Genomic DNA, 16,337 nt, shown 5'->3' with positions numbered 1-16,337 from the left:
TCGGCTTGGATCATCGCAAACTTCCCATGGAGGATCCCGATGCGACTTCCACGCATCCTTGTGCCCCGCGTGACCGCCAGCGCCCACTGCGACCTGCCCTGCGGCGTGTACGACCCGGCGCAGGCCCGGATCGAGGCCGAGTCGGTCAAAATGATCTGCGAGAAGTACCAGGCGAACACCGACCCGGAGTTCCGCACGCGGGCCGTCATCATCAAGGAGCAGCGCGCCGAGCTGGTCAAGCACCACCTGTGGGTGCTCTGGACCGACTACTTCAAGGCGAACCACTTCGAGAAGTACCCCCAGCTGCACCAGCTGTTCAACGAGGCCACCAAGCTCGCCGGCTCGGGCGGCGTGAAGGGCAGCCTCGACCCGGCCACCGCCGACCAGCTGCTGCAGAAGATCGACGAGATCGCCAAGATCTTCTGGGAGACCAAGAAGGCGTGACCCTCGCGGTTCCGCCGACGATCCGGCCGGCGCGTCCAGCGGACGTGCCGGCCGTCGTCGCCATGGTGCACGAGCTGGCCGAGTACGAGCGCGCACCCGAGCAGTGCCATCTCACCGCGGAGCAGCTGCACGCCGCGCTGTTCGGCCCGGCCCCGGCGCTCTACGGGCACGTGGCGGTGGACGACCGGGACTCCCCGGTCGGCTTCGCGCTCTGGTTCCTGAACTTCTCCACCTGGGCCGGGGTGCACGGCATCCACCTGGAGGACCTGTACGTCCGGCCGGCCGCGCGGGGCACCGGAGCCGGCAAGCTGCTGCTGGCCACCCTCGCCGACATCTGCGTACGGCGCGGCTACCACCGGCTGGAGTGGTCGATGCTCGACTGGAACCCGGCCGCCGGCTTCTACGCCGCCATCGGCGCCGAGCAACTGACCGAGTGGATCCCCTACCGGCTCGACGGCGCCGCCCTGGCCGGTCTCGCGGCCCAGGTGACCGCCCCCACACGGCCCGCCCGCTGAGCGGGTAGAGTCCCCGACCGGGGGGATGAGTGGTGACTCAACTGACCGGCCAGCCGACCACCGACGACGACGTCGTGCACCTCACCGTGCCCGCCGACGGCGGCTACCTCGGCGTGCTGCGCACCGCCACGGCGGGTCTGGCGGCGCGGCTGCAGTTCGCCCTCGACGAGATCGAGGACCTGCGCATCGCGGTCGACGAGGCCTGCGCCATGCTGCTCGCCATCGCCACCCGGGACGCCGAACTCGACTGCCGGTTCGCGGTGACCGAGGACGCGCTCACCGTCGAGGTGACCGTGCCCACCGTCCGCGGCGCCGGGCTGCCCGCCGAGTCCTCCTTCGCCTGGAAGGTGCTCACCGCGCTGACCACCTCGGCGACGGCGAACGTCGCCGGTGGCCGGGCCACCATCTCGCTGCTGACCCGCCGCGCCTCGGGTTACTGACCGCCCTCGGGCGCCCCGAAGCCGAGCGCCCGGCTGGTCGCCGGGCTCACCAGCAGCCAGCTCACCCCGACCCCGAGGGCCATCAGCGGCACGCCGAGCCAACCCATCCCGCCCTGGACCATGAACCACCCGATCGGCAGCAGCATCAGCTGAAGCACGATCGCCGGCGCCCGCGCGCCGGCCCGGCGCCGCTCCAGCCCGCCGCCCAGGGCCCAGAGCGCGGCGGCGGCGCCGATGGCGAACGCGGTCACCAGCCAGGCCGACAGCCGGTCGGTGCTGGCGGCGGTGAGGTCGGCCCAGATCAGCCACCCGGCGAGCAGGCCCACCGCGACCGCCTCGCCCCGCAGCAGCCGGACCGCCCAGCGGAGCGTGACGGGAATCGGGTCGGAGTCGAGCGTCACGCGCGCCACGATACCTGTGCTACTCCGGGGTACAGTGCCGCCCATGCGGGCCGTCCTGGTGGTCAATCCGAAGGCCACCACCACCAGCGAGCGCAGCCGGGACGTGCTGGTCCGGGCGCTGCGCAGCGAAGTCGACCTCTCCGTGCGGTACACCCGGCGGCGGGGGCACGCGACCGCGCTCGCCCGCGAGGCGGCCGAGGAGGGCGTCAACGTGGTGGTCACCCTCGGTGGCGACGGCACCGTCAACGAGGTGGTGAACGGCCTGATGACGGCGAACCCGCCGACCGTGGCCGGCGCCGCCACGCCGGCCGAGCGGCTGCCGGCGCTGGCCACCGTGCCGGGCGGGTCGACCAACGTCTTCGCCCGGGCGCTGGGGCTGCCCCGGGAGTGGCCGGAGGGCACCAGCATGATCCTGGAGGGGCTCCGGCTGGGCCGGCACCGCACGATCGGGCTGGGCCGGGCCGACGACCGCTACTTCACCTTCTGTGCCGGCTTCGGCATCGATGCCGCCGTGATCCACCGGGTGGAGCGGGCCCGCCGCCGGGGCCGGGTCTCCACGCCCGGGCTCTACCTGCGGTCCACGGTGAGCCAGTACTTCCTCGCCTCGGACCGGCGGCACCCGGCGATCAGCCTGGAGCGCCCCGGCGAGCCGGCCGAGAGCGAGTTGGCCACGGTCATCATCCAGAACACCGCACCCTGGACCTACCTCGGCGACCGGGAGATCAACCCCAACCCGGAGGCGTCCTTCGACCTGGGGCTGGACGTGCTGGCCCTGCGGCGGCTGCGGGTCGCCAGCACCACACGCACGGTGACGCAGTTCTTCTCCCGGCACCCCGATCCGCGCGGCAAACAGGTGCTCCGGATGCACGACCTGGCCGAGTTCACCCTGCTCGCCGAGCGTCCACAGGCGTTCCAGTTGGACGGCGACTATCTCGGCGAGCGGGAGAAAGTCAGATTCACATCCATTCCCGCGGCACTGAGAGTAATCTGCTAGGTCTCGGGTACTGCCCTAGGTCGACGCGGTCGCGGCACCGCACCGACGCGGCGCCGCCACACCGGGAGGCAGGTGCCGGAAATGTCAGCAATGTCACGCGGACTGTACTATATTGATCCTCGACTGTGGTACACCGGGTAACCAGAGCGCTCGGGAACCCGGACAAATGGGTTGTGGGCTTGCTCACCGCGCGGAGTTTTTCCGAGCGGCACCCTTGACATCGCGAGAGTTCGTGAAAGTATTCACAAGCGAACTTGAGTTACCGGGACATTGCCTGGATATGCTCGGCAGGTTTGAGCCTTTCCAGCAGGTCCGCGGGGCCAGCAGCCTGCTCACGCAGTGCCGAATAGCCGGACGCGAACCGTCACCGTCGGCGCTGCGGATGCATATAGGAAAAAGCACCAAAGCAATATCTGCCACCCATCCAGAATGAGGAGTGTTGCCGCCATGGACTGGCGTCACCATGCTGTCTGCCGCGACGAGGACCCGGAGCTGTTCTTCCCGATCGGGACGTCCGGCCCGGCTCTCCTGCAGGTCGAGCAGGCCAAGGCCGTCTGCCGGCGCTGCTCCGTGACCGACCAGTGCCTGCAGTGGGCGCTCGAGTCCGGTCAGGACGCTGGCGTCTGGGGCGGGATGAGCGAGGAGGAGCGGCGCGCCGTCAAGCGTCGCGGTGGCCTCCGGGTGCTGCGCGCTCACTCCGCCTGAACCACGCACCAAGCTTCACGCCCCGGCGGGTCGACCCGCCGGGGCGTTCTGCTGTCCGGGGCATTGTCGGTCGTCGAATTCGACAGTGCCCCGATCATCGCCACGCCCCCGCCCGAGCGGTCGGCATCGCCGTCACGTCCCGTGGTCGACCGCATCGTCACGCCGCGTGGTCGCCGGCATCGTCACGCCAGGTGACCGCCGCGCCGGCGTCGACCCGACGCAGCACCAGGTCGGCCAGTTCCGGGGCGTCGGTCAGCGGGTCGGCCACCGCCACCGCCCCGGCGTCCCGGGCCGCCGCCGCCACCGCGTCGTGGAACAGGCCGGGGGCCAGGAAGTACGCGGACACGGCCACCCGGCGGGCGCCGCCGGCCCGCAGCCGGGCCACCGCCGCCGCGGTGTCCGGCGGGGCCGCCGAGGCGTACGAGACCCGGCTCGGCAGGCCGAGCCGGTCGCCGAGCGCGGCGGCGACCCGACCCACCGAGCACCGGGCCGCCGGATCCCGGGTGCCCGCCGCCGCCAGCACCAGCGCGTCGTAGCGGCCGGGCCCGGCCTCGCCCAACCTGCGGTCCAGGGCCGTCAGCAGGCCGCCGTCCACCGCGCCGCCGGTCGGGCCGAGCACGTCGGTGACACGTACCGCGATCGGCGGGCCGGCCTCCCGGGCCGCCGCGACCGCCGCCGGGATGTCCACCCGCCGGTGGTACGCGGCGGTCAGCAGCAGCGGCACCAGGACCGCCCGGGGGTGCCCGGCGGACGCCAGCGACCGGAGCACCTCGGCCGGCCCGGGCCGGGTGTGGTCCAGCCAGCTGGCCAGCACCGGGGTGCCGGGCCGGGCGGCCGACACCGCCCGGACCAGCGCCCGGGTCGCCGCGGCAGCCCGCGGATCACGGCTGCCGTGCGCGACCAGGACCACGGGGTCGCTGCCCGACCCGGTCAGACGTGCAGCCCGCACTCGGTCTTCTCGAACATCGCCCAGCGGCCGGCCCGCGGGTCCTCGCCCGCCTTGGTGCGCCGGGTGCACGGCCAGCAGCCGATCGAGCCGTAGCCCTGCTTGAACAGCTCGTTGACCGGGATGTTCCAGCGGGCGATGTAGCCGTCCACGTCGGCCTGGGTCCAGGCCGCGATCGGGTTCACCTTGACCTTGCCCCGCCGCGGGTCGAAGGCCACCACCGGCGTGTTCGCCCGGGTCGGCGACTCGTCCCGGCGCAGTCCGGCGGCCCAGGCGTCGTAGCCGGCCAGGGCCCGCTCCAGCGGCTCCACCTTGCGCAGCTGGCAGCAGTCGTCCGGGGACCGGTTGAACAGCCGCGGGCCGTACTCGCCGTCCTGCTGGCCGACGGTCAGCCGGGGGCGGATCGACCGCACGGTCACCGGCAGCGTCCGGGCCACCTCGTCGCGGACCCGCAGCGTCTCGGGAAAGTGCAGCCCGGTGTCGAGGAAGACCACGTCCACCCCGGGCGCGACCCGGGACACCAGGTGGGCCAGCACGGCGTCGGCCATCGAGCTGGTCACACAGAACCGGTCGCCGAAGGTCTCCGCCGCCCACCGGGCGATCTCCTGGGCGGGCGCGCCCTCCAGTTCCCGGCCGGCCCGCTCGGCCAGCGCGCGCAGCTCGTCGGGGCTCCGCCGGGCCGGGTCGGCCGGCCGGGGCCCGCCGACGCCGACCAGTCCGAGGTTCGCCGCGGACACCAGGCTCATCGGGTCACCGCCCGGGACAGCAGGCCGTTGAACCGGACGGTGAACACCCGGGCGCAGCCGTGGCACTCCCAGGCGCCGTGGCCCTCCTCGCTCGGCCGCAGGTCCTCCTCGCCGCAGTATGGGCAGTACAGGGGTGCCGCTCGGTACTCGCTGCTCATGCCGGCACCCCGCTTCGCTCCGTGTCGTCATGAGGCACCTTCGCGCTGAGCCTGATGATTCGCTCGCTCCGCTCGCTCATCGCAGTTCCTCCTCGTCGACTCTGATCACCCACTGGGCGAACGCCTCGCCCGCGCGCCGGCCGGCCAGGTAGCGGCGGGCCAGCCGTTCCACGTACGGCGGAAGCTCCTCGGCGGTGGTCTTGAGGCCGCGCAGCTTGCGGCCGAAGCCGGCGGTCTGCCCCTCGGCCATGCCGAGGCCGCCGCCGAGGTGCACCTGGAAGCCCTCCACCTGCCGGCCGTCCGGGCCGACCACCAGCTGGCCCTTCAGCCCGATGTCGGCGACCTGGGTGCGGGCGCAGGCGTTCGGGCAGCCGTTGAGGTGGATCGAGATGTCCGCGTCGAAGTCGCGCAGCCGCTCCTCCAGCCGGGCCACCAGTTCCTCACCACGGGCCTTGGTCTCGACGATGGCGAGCTTGCAGTACTCGAGGCCGGTGCAGGCCATGGTGCCGCGCCGCCAGGCCGACGGCCGGGCCTCCAGGCCGATCTCCCGCAGCGCGTCGATCAGCGGCTCGGTCCGCTCCGCCGGCACGTCCAGCACCAGCAGCTTCTGGTACGGGGTGAGCCGGATCCGACCGCTGCCGTGCGCCTCGATCACGTCGGCGAGCCGGGCCAGTTGCCCGCCGGAGACCCGCCCCACCACCGGGGCGGCCCCGACGTAGTGCCGGCCGTCGCGCTGCCGGTGCACCCCGATGTGGTCGACCGGCTTCTCCGGCAGCTCCGGCGCGGGACCGTCGAGCAGGGCCCGGCCGAGGTACTCCTTCTCCAGCACCTCGCGGAACCGCTCCACCCCCCAGTCGGCGACCAGGAACTTCAGCCGGGCCCGGTTGCGCAGCCGGCGGTAGCCGTAGTCACGGAAGATGCCCACCACGCCGGCCCAGACGTCCGGCACCTCGGCCAGCGGGACCCACACCCCGAGCCGCTTGGCCAGCATCGGGTTGGTGGAGAGGCCACCGCCGACCCAGACGTCGAAGCCGGGGCCGTGGTCGGGGTGCTCGACGCCGAGGAAGGCCACGTCGTTCGCCTCGTACGGGGTGTCCACCAGCCAGGAGATGGAGGTCTTGAACTTGCGCGGCAGGTTGGAGAAGTCCGGGTTGCCGACGTACCGGCGGACGATCTCGTCGAGCGCCGGGGCCGGGTCGAGCAGCTCAGCCTCGGCCACGCCGGCGACCGGACTGCCGAGCACCACCCGGGGGCAGTCGCCGCACGCCTCGGTGGTCTGCAGGCCGACCGCCTCGAGCCGGCGCCAGATCTCCGGCATGTCCTCGACCCGGATCCAGTGGAACTGGATGTTCTGCCGGTCGGTGATGTCGGCGGTGTCCCGCGCGAACTCCCGGGAGATCTCGGCGACGGTACGCAGCTGGGCCAGGTCGAGCTGGCCGCCGTCGACCCGGACCCGGAGCATGAAGTGCTCGTCCTCCAGCTCGTGCGGCTCCAGCACGGCGGTGCGCCCGCCGTCGATGCCGGCCTTGCGCTGGGTGTAGAGGCCCCACCAGCGGAACCGGCCACGCAGGTCGGCCGGGTCGATGGAGGCGAAGCCCTGGTGGGCGTAGATGTTCTCGATCCGGGCCCGCACGTTCAGCGGGTCGTCGTCCTTCTTGGTCCGCTCGTTGGCGTTGAGCGGTTCGCGGTGACCGAGCGCCCACTGGCCCTCGCCCCGCTGCCGGCGGGGGGCCCGGGCGGGTCGCGCCGTCGGGTCCCCGGGCCGGGCCGGGATGCTGCTGACCGCCATCGCGGCGTCCTCCGTTGTCTGCGCGGGTGGAGAGCGCGATACGCGACGGCCGGCCCGTGGCGTACGGGCCGTGGACGGCGTTGTCGTGGAGGCCGGCGCGGAAGCGCGCCCGAGACGGATGGGTCGGGCGTCGTCAGTGGGCCGGACAGATCGCGCTGCGCACGCGGCCGTAGTCGACGTGGCGGCGGGCCACGAAGCGGCGGACGACAGCGGCGGTCATGAGGTCATGCTGCCACACCCCGAGCGGGCCGACCAATGACCGCGTGCCGGATCCCACATCACGGGCGAGCGGGCCGCGACGTGCCGTCCACCCGCCGTCGTGCCCGCCACCGCCTCAGGTTGGGCGATCGCCTGCGCGCCCGCGCGGACGGACGGCCGTGTGGAAGGCTCGACAGGTGGGCAGATTGTCCGAGAAGTTGCGACCCCGGGTGGCCCATGCGGAGCCCGGCGTCAGCGGCCGCGGGCGGACCGCTCGATCCCTGCCGGTCTGGCCGTGGCCGGCCTTGCTGACGCTGCTGGTCACCGTCGCCGGGATCGGCCGCGCCCAACTGTGGCGGGACGAGCTGGCCACCTGGAGCGCGGCCACCCGGTCGGTGGGCGACCTGGTCCGGCTGACCGGCGCCATCGACGCCGCGACCGGGCCGTACTACCTGGTCATGCACGGCTGGGTGGCGGTCGTCGGCGACTCGGTGACCGCGCTGCGGCTGCCCGCCGCGCTGGCCATGGCGGCGGCGGCCGGGCTCACCGCGCTCCTCGGGCAGCGCCTCGGCGACGCCCGAGCCGGGCTGCTCGGCGGGCTGCTCTTCGCGGTGCTCCCCGGCACCTCCCGGTACGGCCAGGAGGCCCGGCCGTACGCGCTGGCCACGTTCCTCGCGGTGCTGGCCACGCTGCTGCTGGTCGAGGCGCTGCGCCGGCCCGGATGGGCGCGCTGGGCCGGGTACGCGGCCGCGGTCGCCGCGCTCGGGCTCACCCACCTGATCGCCCTCACCCTGCTCGCCGCGCACGCGGTGGCGGTGCTCGCCGCCCGCCGTACGCCGGACCGGGCCGGTGTGCCGGCGGCGGACGCCCCGGGCGGTCCCGGCGCCCCGAACGGTCCCGGTATCTCGGGCGGTCCCGGTATCTCGGGCGGGCCTGACGCCCCGGTCGGTCCCGCCAGCGCGAGCGGTCCCGCCACCAGGGGCGGTCCCGGCGCCGCGGGCGGTCCCGGCGCGGCCGGGACGTGGCGTCGTCCATTGTGGTGGTTGCTCGCCCTGCTGCCGGCCGCGCTGCTGCTGACCCCGCTGGTGCTGGTCGCCGCCGGGCAGCGGTCCCGGCAGCTGGACTGGGTGGACACCGCCCGACCGGAGGACCTGCCGGCGCTGGCCGGCGGGGTGGCGCAGAGCGGCGTCGTGGGTGGCCTGCTGGTCGGCCTCGCCGCGCTCGGGGCCGCTCGGTGGGGCCGACGTGCCCTGCTGCCCGGCTGCGCGGTGCTGCTGCCGGTGCTGCTGGTCTTCGCCGCCGGTCTCGCGGTGCCGCTGTGGGTGCCCCGGTACCTGGTCTTCGTGGTGCCGTTCGCCGCCCTGCTGGCCGGCGCGGCGCTGGCCCCGGTGCGGCTGCCCGCGGCGCTGGCCGTGGTGGCGCTCGCCGGGCTGCTCGGCCTGCCCGACCAGGCGGCGCTGCGACGGACCCACGAATGGCCGCGCAGCGCCCCGGTCGACTACCGGGCGGCGGCCGGGGTGGTCGCGGCGAACCAGCGCCCCGGCGACGCGGTCGTCTACTCACCCCGGGAGAGCTGGCTCTTCCTCGACCTCGGCCTCCGGTACCACCTGCGCGACCGGCGTCCCGACGACGTGCTGGTGACCCGGGATCAGGCCCGCCGGGGCGACCTGTGGGCCGCCGAGTGCGACCGGCCGGCGCAGTGCCTGGCCGGTGCCGAGCGGGTCTGGCTGGTCGTCGCCGGCCGCCGGGCGGACCCGGTGGCCGCCGTGCCCGGCGCGAAGGGCGCGGCGCTGCGCGACGGCTTCACCGTCGAGCAGGTCTGGCCGCGTCCCGGCCTGACCGTGGCCCTGCTCACCCGCTGACCGCACGCGGCGGCTCTCGGCCAAGGCGCACCACCCCGGAGCCAGCGCCGGCTCAGCTCGGACAGCGGCCGGCTCCGGCCCGGGCCAGCACTCGGGCTCAGCCCGGGAGACAGCAGCCGGCACAGGCCGGGGAACAGCACTCGGCTCAGTTCGGGGAGCGGGGGGCGCTGCGGGCCAGCGGGACGACCAGCACCGCCTCGGTGCCGCCCTCCGCACCGTCGCGCAACTCGATGGAGCCGCGCAGCTCGCCGGTGACCAGCGCGCGGACGATCTGCAGCCCCAGCCGTCCGCTCTGCTCGGCGTCGAACCCGGGCGGCAGCCCGCGTCCGTTGTCGGTCACCGAGACGTGCAACTGCTTGCGGAACCGGTGCGCCGAGACCACCACCTCCGGCCTGGCCACCGGGCCCGGCGGCTCCGCGCCGTCGGCCGCCCCGGCCACCTCGGTCGCCCCGGCCGTCTCGGCCGTCTCGGCCGGCGGGAAGCCGTGCTCGACGGCGTTGAGCAGCAGCTCGTTGAGGACCATCACCAGCGAGGTGGCGATCTCCGCGGGCAGCACCCCGAAGCTGCCCCGGCGCCGCATGCCGACCGTCGACTCAGCCGCGGCCACCTCGGTCGCCGCGCTGGCCACCCGGTCCACGATGCCGTCGAACTCGACCGCCTCGTCGCTGGACATGGAGAGCGTCTCGTGCACCAGGGCGATCGAGGCGACCCGGCGTACCGACTCCTCCAGGGCGACCCGGGCCTCGGGCATCGCCACCCGGCGGGCCTGCAACCGCAGCAGCGCGGCGACCGTCTGGAGGTTGTTCTTCACCCGGTGGTGGATCTCCCGGATGGTGGCGTCCTTGGTCATCAGGGCGCGGTCCCGGCGGCGTACCTCGGTGATGTCGCGGACCAGCACCAGGGCGCCGATCGGCACCCCGGCGGGCATCAGCGGCAGCGCCCGGGTGAGCATGGTCGCGCCCCGGGCGTCGATCTCCCGGCGGGGCGGCGCCTCGCCGCGCAGCGCGGCCAGGATGCCGTTCGCCGCGTCGGTGCCCTCCAGCGGGTCGCCGGCCAGCCGGCGGTGCAGCGCCGCCAGATCCTCCCCCACCAGGTGCGAGGCGTAGCCCAGGCGCCGGTACGCCGACTGGGCGTTCGGGCTGGCGTAGGTGACCTTGCCGTTGGCGTCCAGCCGGACCAGCCCGTCGCCGACCCGCGGCGCGGACGTGGTCTCGCCCGGGTGCCGGGGCGGCGGGAAGGTGCCGTCGGCGATCATCTGGGCCAGGTCGTCGGCGGTGGTGAGGTAGTTCAGCTCCAGCTGGCTGGGGGTACGCGCGGTGGAGAGGTTGGTGTCCCGGCCGACCACGGCCACCACCTCACCGGCCTCGCCGTCGGCGGTACGCAGCCGGACCGGGATCGCCTCGTGCCGGGCGGGCACGTCGCCGTACCAGACCGGGTCGCCCTCCCGCCAGATCCGGCCCTGCCGGTAGGCCACCTCCAGGTGGGCCACCTCCGGCCCGCCGACGATCCGCCCCACCTGGTCGTCCAGGTACGCGGTGGGGGCGGTCGTCGGGCGGACCTGGGCCACGCAGAGGTACGTCCCGTCGCCGTCCACCGGCACCCAGAGCAGCAGGTCGGCGAAGGACAGGTCGGACAGCAACTGCCAGTCCCCGGCGATCCGGTGCAGGTGGTCGATGTCGGCCGGGCGGAGGCGGGTGTGCTCCTCGGCGAGGTCGCGCAGCGTGGACACGCTGACCAGCGTGCCACGTCGCCACTCACATCGTCGCGGTGACCTTCTTGAGCCCCCGGGGCGCGTCCGGGTCCTCGCCCCGGGCCAGCGCCAACGCCAACGCCAACCGTTGCAGCGGCAGGATGTCCAGCAGCGGGGCGTACCGCTCGTCGACCTCGGGCACCGCCATCCGGGTCGCGCCGGCCACCTCGGCCGAACCGACCACCACCACGTCGGCGCGGCGCTCACCCAGCCGGGGCAGCACCTCGCCCATCGACCGCCCGCCCGGCCCGGAGCCGACCACGGCCAGCACCGGCACGTCCGGGTCGGTCATCGCCAGCGGGCCGTGCAGCAGGTCGGCGCCGGAGAAGGCGAGCGCCGGCAGGTACGAGGTCTCCATCAGCTTCAGCGCCGCCTCCCGGGCGGTCGGGTAGGCGTACCCCCGGCCGGTGGTGACCAGTTGGGCGGCGAACCGGTAGCGCGGGGCGAGCTGGGCCGGGGTGGGGTCGGCCAGGGTGCGGGCGGCCAGCTCGGGCAGGGCGGCGAGCGCCTCCCGCTCGGCGGCGGGCAGCGCCCCGTCGCCGGCGCGGATCCCCTCGACCAGCATCAGCAGGGCGAGCAGCTCGGCGGTGTAGGTCTTCGTGGCGGCCACCGCCCGCTCGTGCCCGGCGGCGATGTCCACGCTGAGCTCGGCGGCGCCGGCCAGCGGGGAGTCCGGCGCGTTGGTGACGGCGAGGGTGAGCGCGCCGGAGGCGCGGGCCGCGCGGAGCACCTCGGTGAGGTCGGGCGAGCCGCCGCTCTGGCTGACCCCGACCACCAGCGCGTCGGAGAGGTCGGGTCGGGCGCCGTAGACAGTGATCGCGCTGGGCGAGGCGAGCCCGGCCGGCAGGCCGAGCCGGATCTCGGTCAGGTAGGCGCCGTAGAGCGCGGCGTGATCGGAGGTGCCCCGGGCGGTGAACACCACGTGCCGGGGCCGGCGCTCGGCGATCACGGCCGCGACCCGGGCGATCGCCCCGGCGTGTTCGGCGGAGAGCAACCGGTCGTAGCCGGCCGGCTGCTCGTCGATGTCGGCGGCCATCCCGGCCCCTGCACCCGTCACGGAAACTCCTCCCACTGCGCGATTGCCGCGCGTTTCCTGCTCAGTCTTGCACGTTTGATCTGGCCTGAGCAATCTAACGAGCAGTAGTGCGCAGATGATCACCACCTCGTTCCAACATCACCTAGGCTTGCCCGACCTCACCGAGCAGAAACGACCGAGAGGACGCCGTGTCCGAGGACGACCGCCCGCTGCCCGTGGCGGAGGAGCTGGCCCTGGCCCGGCTGGCGCTGGAGGCCGGCGACCTGCCACACGCCGCCGGCCACCTCGCCGGCGCGCTCGCCCAGGCCCCGACCCTGCCCGAGGTGCACGAGCTGCTGGCCCGGCTCGCCGCCGCCAGCGGGGACGGCGGCGTCGAGCTCTTCCCACTCGGTCACCGCGTCTTCGTCGGCGCCGTGGTCGCCCGCGCCCACCTGCTCGCCGCCGCCGGGCAGCCGGCCGAGGGGCTGGACCTGCTGGTCGCCGCCAGCGGGCACGTGCCGGGCACGGACTGGGCCGGGGTGCCCTGGGTGACCGCGCCGGAGCTGGCTGAGCGGCTGGACCCGGAGCGGATCGCCCGGATCCTGATGCAGGTCTGCGCCGTCGCACCCGATCCGGTGCCGCGCGCCGGGCGGCCGGCGCTGGCGCCGTACCTGGCCCTGGCCCGCAACGCGGTCACCGTGCACCCCGAGCACGCCCTGCTGCTGGGCGCGGCGTCCGCGCTGGCCCGGCGCCTCGACGAGGTAGCGCTGGCGATCCGCTGGGCCGCCCGCGGGGTACGCGCACAGCCGTCGAAGATCGGCGAGGTGTGGCTCGGGTACGCGTACCGCAGCGCCGGGCGCACCCGGGAGGCGCTGGCGGCGCTCGGCCGCGCGGTCGAGCACGACCCCGACGACCTCGCCGTGTACGCCGACATCGCCGGCACCCTGGCCGACAACGGCCGGCTCGACGAGGCGCTGGACTGGATCGACCGGGCGCTGGCCCGGGATCCCACCTTCGACTGCGCGGTGCACACCGCGCACCGGCTGCGGTTCCAGCGCGACGGCGACGTGGCGCACCTGGTCGCGCTCGCCGACTTCGTGCGGGAGCACCCGGACGACTCGCACGAGCACGCCGACCTGGCCGAGTGCTGCCGGAGCCGGCCCTGGCTGGGACAGGTCACCCCGGCCGGCGGGGCGGTGGTGGACGCGCTACGACTGGCCCTCGCCGGCGACCACGGCGCCGCCGTACGGCTGGACACGCCGGCGCCGCCGAGCGCCATGCGTACCGTCGCGGCGGCCGCGCCCGGGCTGCGGGTCGAGGTGGCCGACGTGGCCGGGCCGGACCCCCGCGAGCCGCGCCGGGCCGACACCCGGCAGCTCTGGCGCTACGACGGCACGACCGCCGCGCCCGCGGTGCCGGCGCCCTCGGCGGCGGCGGCGGACCGGCTCCGCCAGCTCGCCCACCCGGCCTGGCTGCACCCGCCGGCGGCGTACGACGCGGCGGTCGGCCTGGCCACCCTGGACCTGGCCGACCTGCTCGGCCTGCTGGTGCACCCGCCCGAGCCGCCGGCCACCGCGCTGGGCCGGGTGCTGGGCGGGCAGGACCCCTCGCTCTGGGTGCGCTGCGCGCAGGTGTGGACCTGTCTGGGCCTGCTGCACCACCGCACCGACGAGCCGTGGGCGGAGTCCACCCGGCGCCGGGTGCTGCTCGACCTGGTCTGGGGTGTCGAGGACTGGATCACCGAGGCGGCGCTGTTCGCCCTGGTCACCGCCGCCTGGGTGGACCCGCGGGTACGCCCGGACGTGGCCGCGGTGGTGGCCGAGCGGCTGGCCGACGTGGCGGCGGTGGCCCGGGTGCGCCCGGTGCCGATCGCCACCTCCCTGGCCCACCTGGCCCTGGCCACCCCGGCCCTGGCCCCGGACACCGCCGCCCTCGCCACCACCCTCCTCACCGCCCGCACCGGCCTCCCCCGCCCCCGCAACCCCCTCTACCGCCTCTGGCGCCGCCTAACCGCCCCCCTCCGCCCCCACCCCTGACCCCCGACGGAGGTGCAGGTTAGGCGGCGGGGGCTTTGGCTGGGGCGGTTTCGGCTTGGTCGTCGTCGGTGGGCTGGGGGGCGGGGGGTTCGTTGGCGGTGCGCAGCGGGATCTCCTTGATGAACCAGGCCAGCACCGGCACCGCCACGGTGCACAGCACCGCCCACCAGAAGACGTGCGAGATGGCGTCGGCGAGGCCACCGAGCACCAGTTCGCGGGCCTGCGCCGGCAGCTGCTTGAGCTGCGCCAGGTCCATCCCGACCCCGGCCTCGCCACCGCCGCCGGTGAAGGCGCCGCCGGCCGGGGAGTCGGCCAGCCGGTTGGCGAAGATCGCGCCGAACAGCGAGATGCCGAACGAGCCGCCGATCGAGCGGAAGAAGGTGGCCGCGCCACTCGCCGCGCCCAGGTCCTTCTGCTCCACGCTGTTCTGCGCGATGAGCATCGAGGTCTGCATGAGGAAGCCCATGCCGACGCCGAGCACGACCATGTAGAGCGAGGACTCCAGCTTGCCGGTGTGCACGTCGAGCCGGGTCAGCAGGGCCATGCCCGCGACCATCACCGCGCCGCCGATGATCGGGTAGCTGCGGTACCGCCCGGTCCGGGTGATCGCCCGGCCGACCAGCAGCGAGACCACCAGCATGCCGAACATCAGCGGGAGCAGCAGCAACCCGGAGTTGGTCGCCGAGGCGCCCTGCACGGTCTGCTGGTAGAGCGGCAGGAAGTTCATCGCCCCGAACATCGCGAAGCCGAGCAGGAAGCCGATCACCGAGATCAGCGCGAAGTTGCGGTTGGCGAAGAGTCCGAGCGGCAGGATCGGCTCGGCGGCCCGCCGTTCGACCAGGCCGAAGACCACCAGCGCCAGCACGGCGAGCGCGGCCAGGCCGAGGATCTGCGGCGAGGTCCATTGGTACTCGTTGCCGCCCCAGGTGGTGATGAGCACGATCGCGGTGATGCCGGCCGACAGCAGCCCGGCGCCGAGCCAGTCGATCCGGTGCTCGGTGCGGTACTTCGGCAGGTGCATGGTGGTGGCGAGGACCAGCAGCGCGACGCCGCCCAGCGGCAGGTTGACGTAGAACGCCCAGCGCCAGGAGAGGTGGTCGGTGATGAAGCCGCCGACCAGCGGGCCGGCCACCATGGCGATCGCCATGATGCCGGCGATCATGCCCTGGTAGCGGCCCCGCTCCCGGGGCGGCACCAGGTCGCCGATGATCGCCATCACGCCGACCATCAGGCCGCCGGCACCGAGGCCCTGGACGGCCCGGAAGGCGATCAGCTCGACCATGCCGTCGGCCGGACCGCCGAACACGTCGGAGCCGGCCATGCCGCAGAGCGCCGAACCGACCAGGAAGATCACCACGGAGGTGAGGAAGACCGACTTGCGGCCGTAGAGGTCACCGAGCTTGCCCCAGATCGGGGTGGAGACGGTGGTGCCCAGCACGTACGCGGTAACCACCCAGGTGAAGTGGTCCAGCCCGCCGAACTCGCCCACGATCCGCGGCAACGCGGTGCTGACGATCATGTTGTCGAGCATCGCCAGCATCATGGCGATCATCAGGCCGGAGAGCACGACCCGTACGTTGGGTCGTGCCACGGCCTGGGTGGCCTGAGTCATGGGTAAGCTCCCCCCGAGAAGTGACGCACTTACTTGCCGACCGGCTAGCTACCTTACTAGCCGGACGGTAAGTTGGGTACGGCAGCAGGTCAAGCGGATTGGGGTGTCTGGGTGAGGGAGAGCACAGGCGGCACGCGGGAGCGGATCAAGGCCGTCGCGCTGGAGCTCTTCACCGAGCAGGGGTACGAGAAGACCTCGCTACGGGAGATCGCCGAGCGGCTCGACGTGACCAAGGCGGCGCTCTACTACCACTTCAAGAGCAAGGACGAGATCGTCACCAGCTTCGTCGAGGACCGGCTGGAGCTGATCGACGAGCTCATCGCCTGGGCCGAGGCCCAGCCGCCCACGCTGGAGACCCGCCGCGCCCTGATCGCCCGCTACGCCGACGCCATGTTCACCAGCGAGCAACCCTCGGTGATGCGGTTCTTCGAGCAGAACCAGACGGTGCTCAAGAGCCTCTCCGCCGGGCAGCAGATGCGCGGCCGGTTGATGAAGCTGGCCGAGGCGCTCTTCCGGGGCGACGACTCACCGTCGGCGCAGCTGCGCGCGACGCTGTCGCTCTTCGCCGTGCACACCAGCTGGTTCGCCGTCCGGACCCCGCACATCAGCGACGAGGAGCGGCGGCGGATCGCCCTGGAGGTGGCCGACGAGCTACTCGCCCCCATCGGCCAGCCGGCCGGGCCCGCCCGGTAGCCCTGGGCCGGGCCGCCGCCGGCCGGCGGAACA

Annotated in this window: 16 protein-coding genes; 8 read left to right on the top strand and 8 right to left on the bottom strand. The window is 74.2% G+C overall.

Features of this window, described 5'->3' with window-relative positions:
- Positions 1-39 precede the first annotated feature (39 nt).
- The 3 genes from sodN to GA0070609_RS01440 all read left to right on the top strand — a co-directional run bounded on the left by sodN (position 40) and on the right by GA0070609_RS01440 (position 1,399).
- The gene (sodN, locus tag GA0070609_RS01450; RefSeq protein ID WP_088992115.1) at positions 40-444 is read left to right on the top strand and encodes a superoxide dismutase, Ni; all 405 of its coding nucleotides are present in this window, start codon (positions 40-42) and stop codon (positions 442-444) included.
- A gap of 62 nt (positions 445-506) precedes the next feature.
- Positions 507-959 (top strand): GNAT family N-acetyltransferase, encoded by a 453-nt coding sequence (locus GA0070609_RS01445; protein ID WP_088997417.1) that lies wholly within the window; start codon positions 507-509, stop codon positions 957-959.
- Positions 960-991: 32 nt separating this feature from the next.
- Positions 992-1,399, top strand: a complete 408-nt coding sequence (locus GA0070609_RS01440) for an ATP-binding protein (RefSeq protein ID WP_088992114.1) — start codon at positions 992-994, stop codon at positions 1,397-1,399.
- Here the strand turns inward: GA0070609_RS01440 and GA0070609_RS01435 are convergent.
- The gene (locus GA0070609_RS01435; RefSeq protein ID WP_408630624.1) at positions 1,393-1,845 is read right to left on the bottom strand and encodes a hypothetical protein; all 453 of its coding nucleotides are present in this window, start codon (positions 1,843-1,845) and stop codon (positions 1,393-1,395) included. The genes GA0070609_RS01440 and GA0070609_RS01435 overlap by 7 nt on opposite strands.
- Between GA0070609_RS01435 and GA0070609_RS01430 the strand changes: the two genes are divergently transcribed.
- Positions 1,844-2,794, top strand: a complete 951-nt coding sequence (locus tag GA0070609_RS01430; protein WP_088992112.1) for a diacylglycerol/lipid kinase family protein — start codon at positions 1,844-1,846, stop codon at positions 2,792-2,794. The genes GA0070609_RS01435 and GA0070609_RS01430 overlap by 2 nt on opposite strands.
- A 447-nt stretch (positions 2,795-3,241) precedes the next feature.
- A complete protein-coding gene (locus tag GA0070609_RS01425) occupies positions 3,242-3,499 on the top strand; it encodes a WhiB family transcriptional regulator (protein WP_007072794.1) in 258 nt (85 codons plus the stop codon).
- Between the two features lie 157 nt (positions 3,500-3,656).
- Here the strand turns inward: GA0070609_RS01425 and GA0070609_RS01420 are convergent, their stop codons facing one another.
- The 4 genes from GA0070609_RS01420 to GA0070609_RS01410 form a co-directional block, all read right to left on the bottom strand.
- A complete protein-coding gene (locus GA0070609_RS01420) occupies positions 3,657-4,448 on the bottom strand; it encodes a sirohydrochlorin chelatase (RefSeq protein WP_088992111.1) in 792 nt (263 codons plus the stop codon).
- Positions 4,430-5,191: a phosphoadenylyl-sulfate reductase gene (locus tag GA0070609_RS01415; protein ID WP_088992110.1), complete on the bottom strand. Its 762-nt coding sequence runs from the start codon at positions 5,189-5,191 to the stop codon at positions 4,430-4,432. Before GA0070609_RS01415 ends, GA0070609_RS01420 begins: the two co-directional genes overlap by 19 nt.
- Positions 5,188-5,349, bottom strand: coding sequence for a hypothetical protein (locus GA0070609_RS33475; RefSeq protein WP_172899268.1), 162 nt, complete (start codon positions 5,347-5,349; stop codon positions 5,188-5,190). The genes GA0070609_RS01415 and GA0070609_RS33475 overlap by 4 nt, the downstream gene beginning before the upstream one ends.
- Before the next feature lie 76 nt (positions 5,350-5,425).
- Positions 5,426-7,138, bottom strand: a complete 1,713-nt coding sequence (locus GA0070609_RS01410) for a nitrite/sulfite reductase (RefSeq protein WP_088992109.1) — start codon at positions 7,136-7,138, stop codon at positions 5,426-5,428.
- Between the two features lie 428 nt (positions 7,139-7,566).
- Here GA0070609_RS01410 and GA0070609_RS01405 point away from each other — a divergent pair, with 428 nt between their 5' ends.
- On the top strand, positions 7,567-9,198 hold the full coding sequence (locus tag GA0070609_RS01405; protein ID WP_231928827.1) for a glycosyltransferase family 39 protein: 1,632 nt from the start codon (positions 7,567-7,569) through the stop codon (positions 9,196-9,198).
- Between the two features lie 145 nt (positions 9,199-9,343).
- Here the strand turns inward: GA0070609_RS01405 and GA0070609_RS01400 are convergent, their stop codons facing one another.
- Both GA0070609_RS01400 and GA0070609_RS01395 read right to left on the bottom strand, forming a co-directional pair.
- Positions 9,344-10,927: a PAS domain-containing sensor histidine kinase gene (locus GA0070609_RS01400; protein WP_088992107.1), complete on the bottom strand. Its 1,584-nt coding sequence runs from the start codon at positions 10,925-10,927 to the stop codon at positions 9,344-9,346.
- Between the two features lie 25 nt (positions 10,928-10,952).
- Positions 10,953-11,984 (bottom strand): SIS domain-containing protein, encoded by a 1,032-nt coding sequence (locus GA0070609_RS01395; RefSeq protein ID WP_088992106.1) that lies wholly within the window; start codon positions 11,982-11,984, stop codon positions 10,953-10,955.
- A gap of 188 nt (positions 11,985-12,172) precedes the next feature.
- On the opposite strand from GA0070609_RS01395, the gene GA0070609_RS01390 reads away from it, so the two are divergent.
- On the top strand, positions 12,173-13,999 hold the full coding sequence (locus tag GA0070609_RS01390) for a tetratricopeptide repeat protein (RefSeq protein ID WP_088992105.1): 1,827 nt from the start codon (positions 12,173-12,175) through the stop codon (positions 13,997-13,999).
- A gap of 19 nt (positions 14,000-14,018) precedes the next feature.
- On the opposite strand, the gene GA0070609_RS01385 is transcribed toward GA0070609_RS01390, so the two are convergent.
- Positions 14,019-15,611 (bottom strand): MDR family MFS transporter, encoded by a 1,593-nt coding sequence (locus tag GA0070609_RS01385; protein ID WP_088992104.1) that lies wholly within the window; start codon positions 15,609-15,611, stop codon positions 14,019-14,021.
- A gap of 111 nt (positions 15,612-15,722) precedes the next feature.
- Here GA0070609_RS01385 and GA0070609_RS01380 point away from each other — a divergent pair, with 111 nt between their 5' ends.
- Positions 15,723-16,304 carry a TetR/AcrR family transcriptional regulator gene (locus GA0070609_RS01380; protein WP_088992103.1) on the top strand — a complete coding sequence of 194 codons (582 nt, stop codon included), beginning with the start codon at positions 15,723-15,725 and terminating at the stop codon, positions 16,302-16,304.
- The last annotated feature ends 33 nt before the right edge of the window (positions 16,305-16,337 follow it).

The organism is Micromonospora echinaurantiaca (genome assembly GCF_900090235.1).
Taxonomy (GTDB): Bacteria; Actinomycetota; Actinomycetes; order Mycobacteriales; family Micromonosporaceae; genus Micromonospora; species Micromonospora echinaurantiaca.
Note: the sequence above shows the minus strand (reverse complement) of the source record. Positions and strands in the feature narration are given on the sequence as shown.

Bases quoted from the DNA above. Each gene is read 5' to 3' on its own strand.
- sodN (WP_088992115.1), top strand. From the start codon at position 40: ATGCGACTTCCACGCATCCTTGTGCCCCGCGTGACCGCCAGCGCCCAC.
- GA0070609_RS01395 (WP_088992106.1), bottom strand. From the start codon at position 11,984: ATGGCCGCCGACATCGACGAGCAGCCGGCCGGCTACGACCGGTTGCTC.
- GA0070609_RS33475 (WP_172899268.1), bottom strand. From the start codon at position 5,349: ATGAGCAGCGAGTACCGAGCGGCACCCCTGTACTGCCCATACTGCGGC.
- GA0070609_RS01435 (WP_408630624.1), bottom strand. From the start codon at position 1,845: ATGGGCGGCACTGTACCCCGGAGTAGCACAGGTATCGTGGCGCGCGTG.
- GA0070609_RS01425 (WP_007072794.1), top strand. From the start codon at position 3,242: ATGGACTGGCGTCACCATGCTGTCTGCCGCGACGAGGACCCGGAGCTG.
- GA0070609_RS01385 (WP_088992104.1), bottom strand. From the start codon at position 15,611: ATGACTCAGGCCACCCAGGCCGTGGCACGACCCAACGTACGGGTCGTG.
- GA0070609_RS01430 (WP_088992112.1), top strand. From the start codon at position 1,844: ATGCGGGCCGTCCTGGTGGTCAATCCGAAGGCCACCACCACCAGCGAG.
- GA0070609_RS01445 (WP_088997417.1), top strand. From the start codon at position 507: ATGGTGCACGAGCTGGCCGAGTACGAGCGCGCACCCGAGCAGTGCCAT.
- GA0070609_RS01410 (WP_088992109.1), bottom strand. From the start codon at position 7,138: ATGGCGGTCAGCAGCATCCCGGCCCGGCCCGGGGACCCGACGGCGCGA.
- GA0070609_RS01415 (WP_088992110.1), bottom strand. From the start codon at position 5,191: ATGAGCCTGGTGTCCGCGGCGAACCTCGGACTGGTCGGCGTCGGCGGG.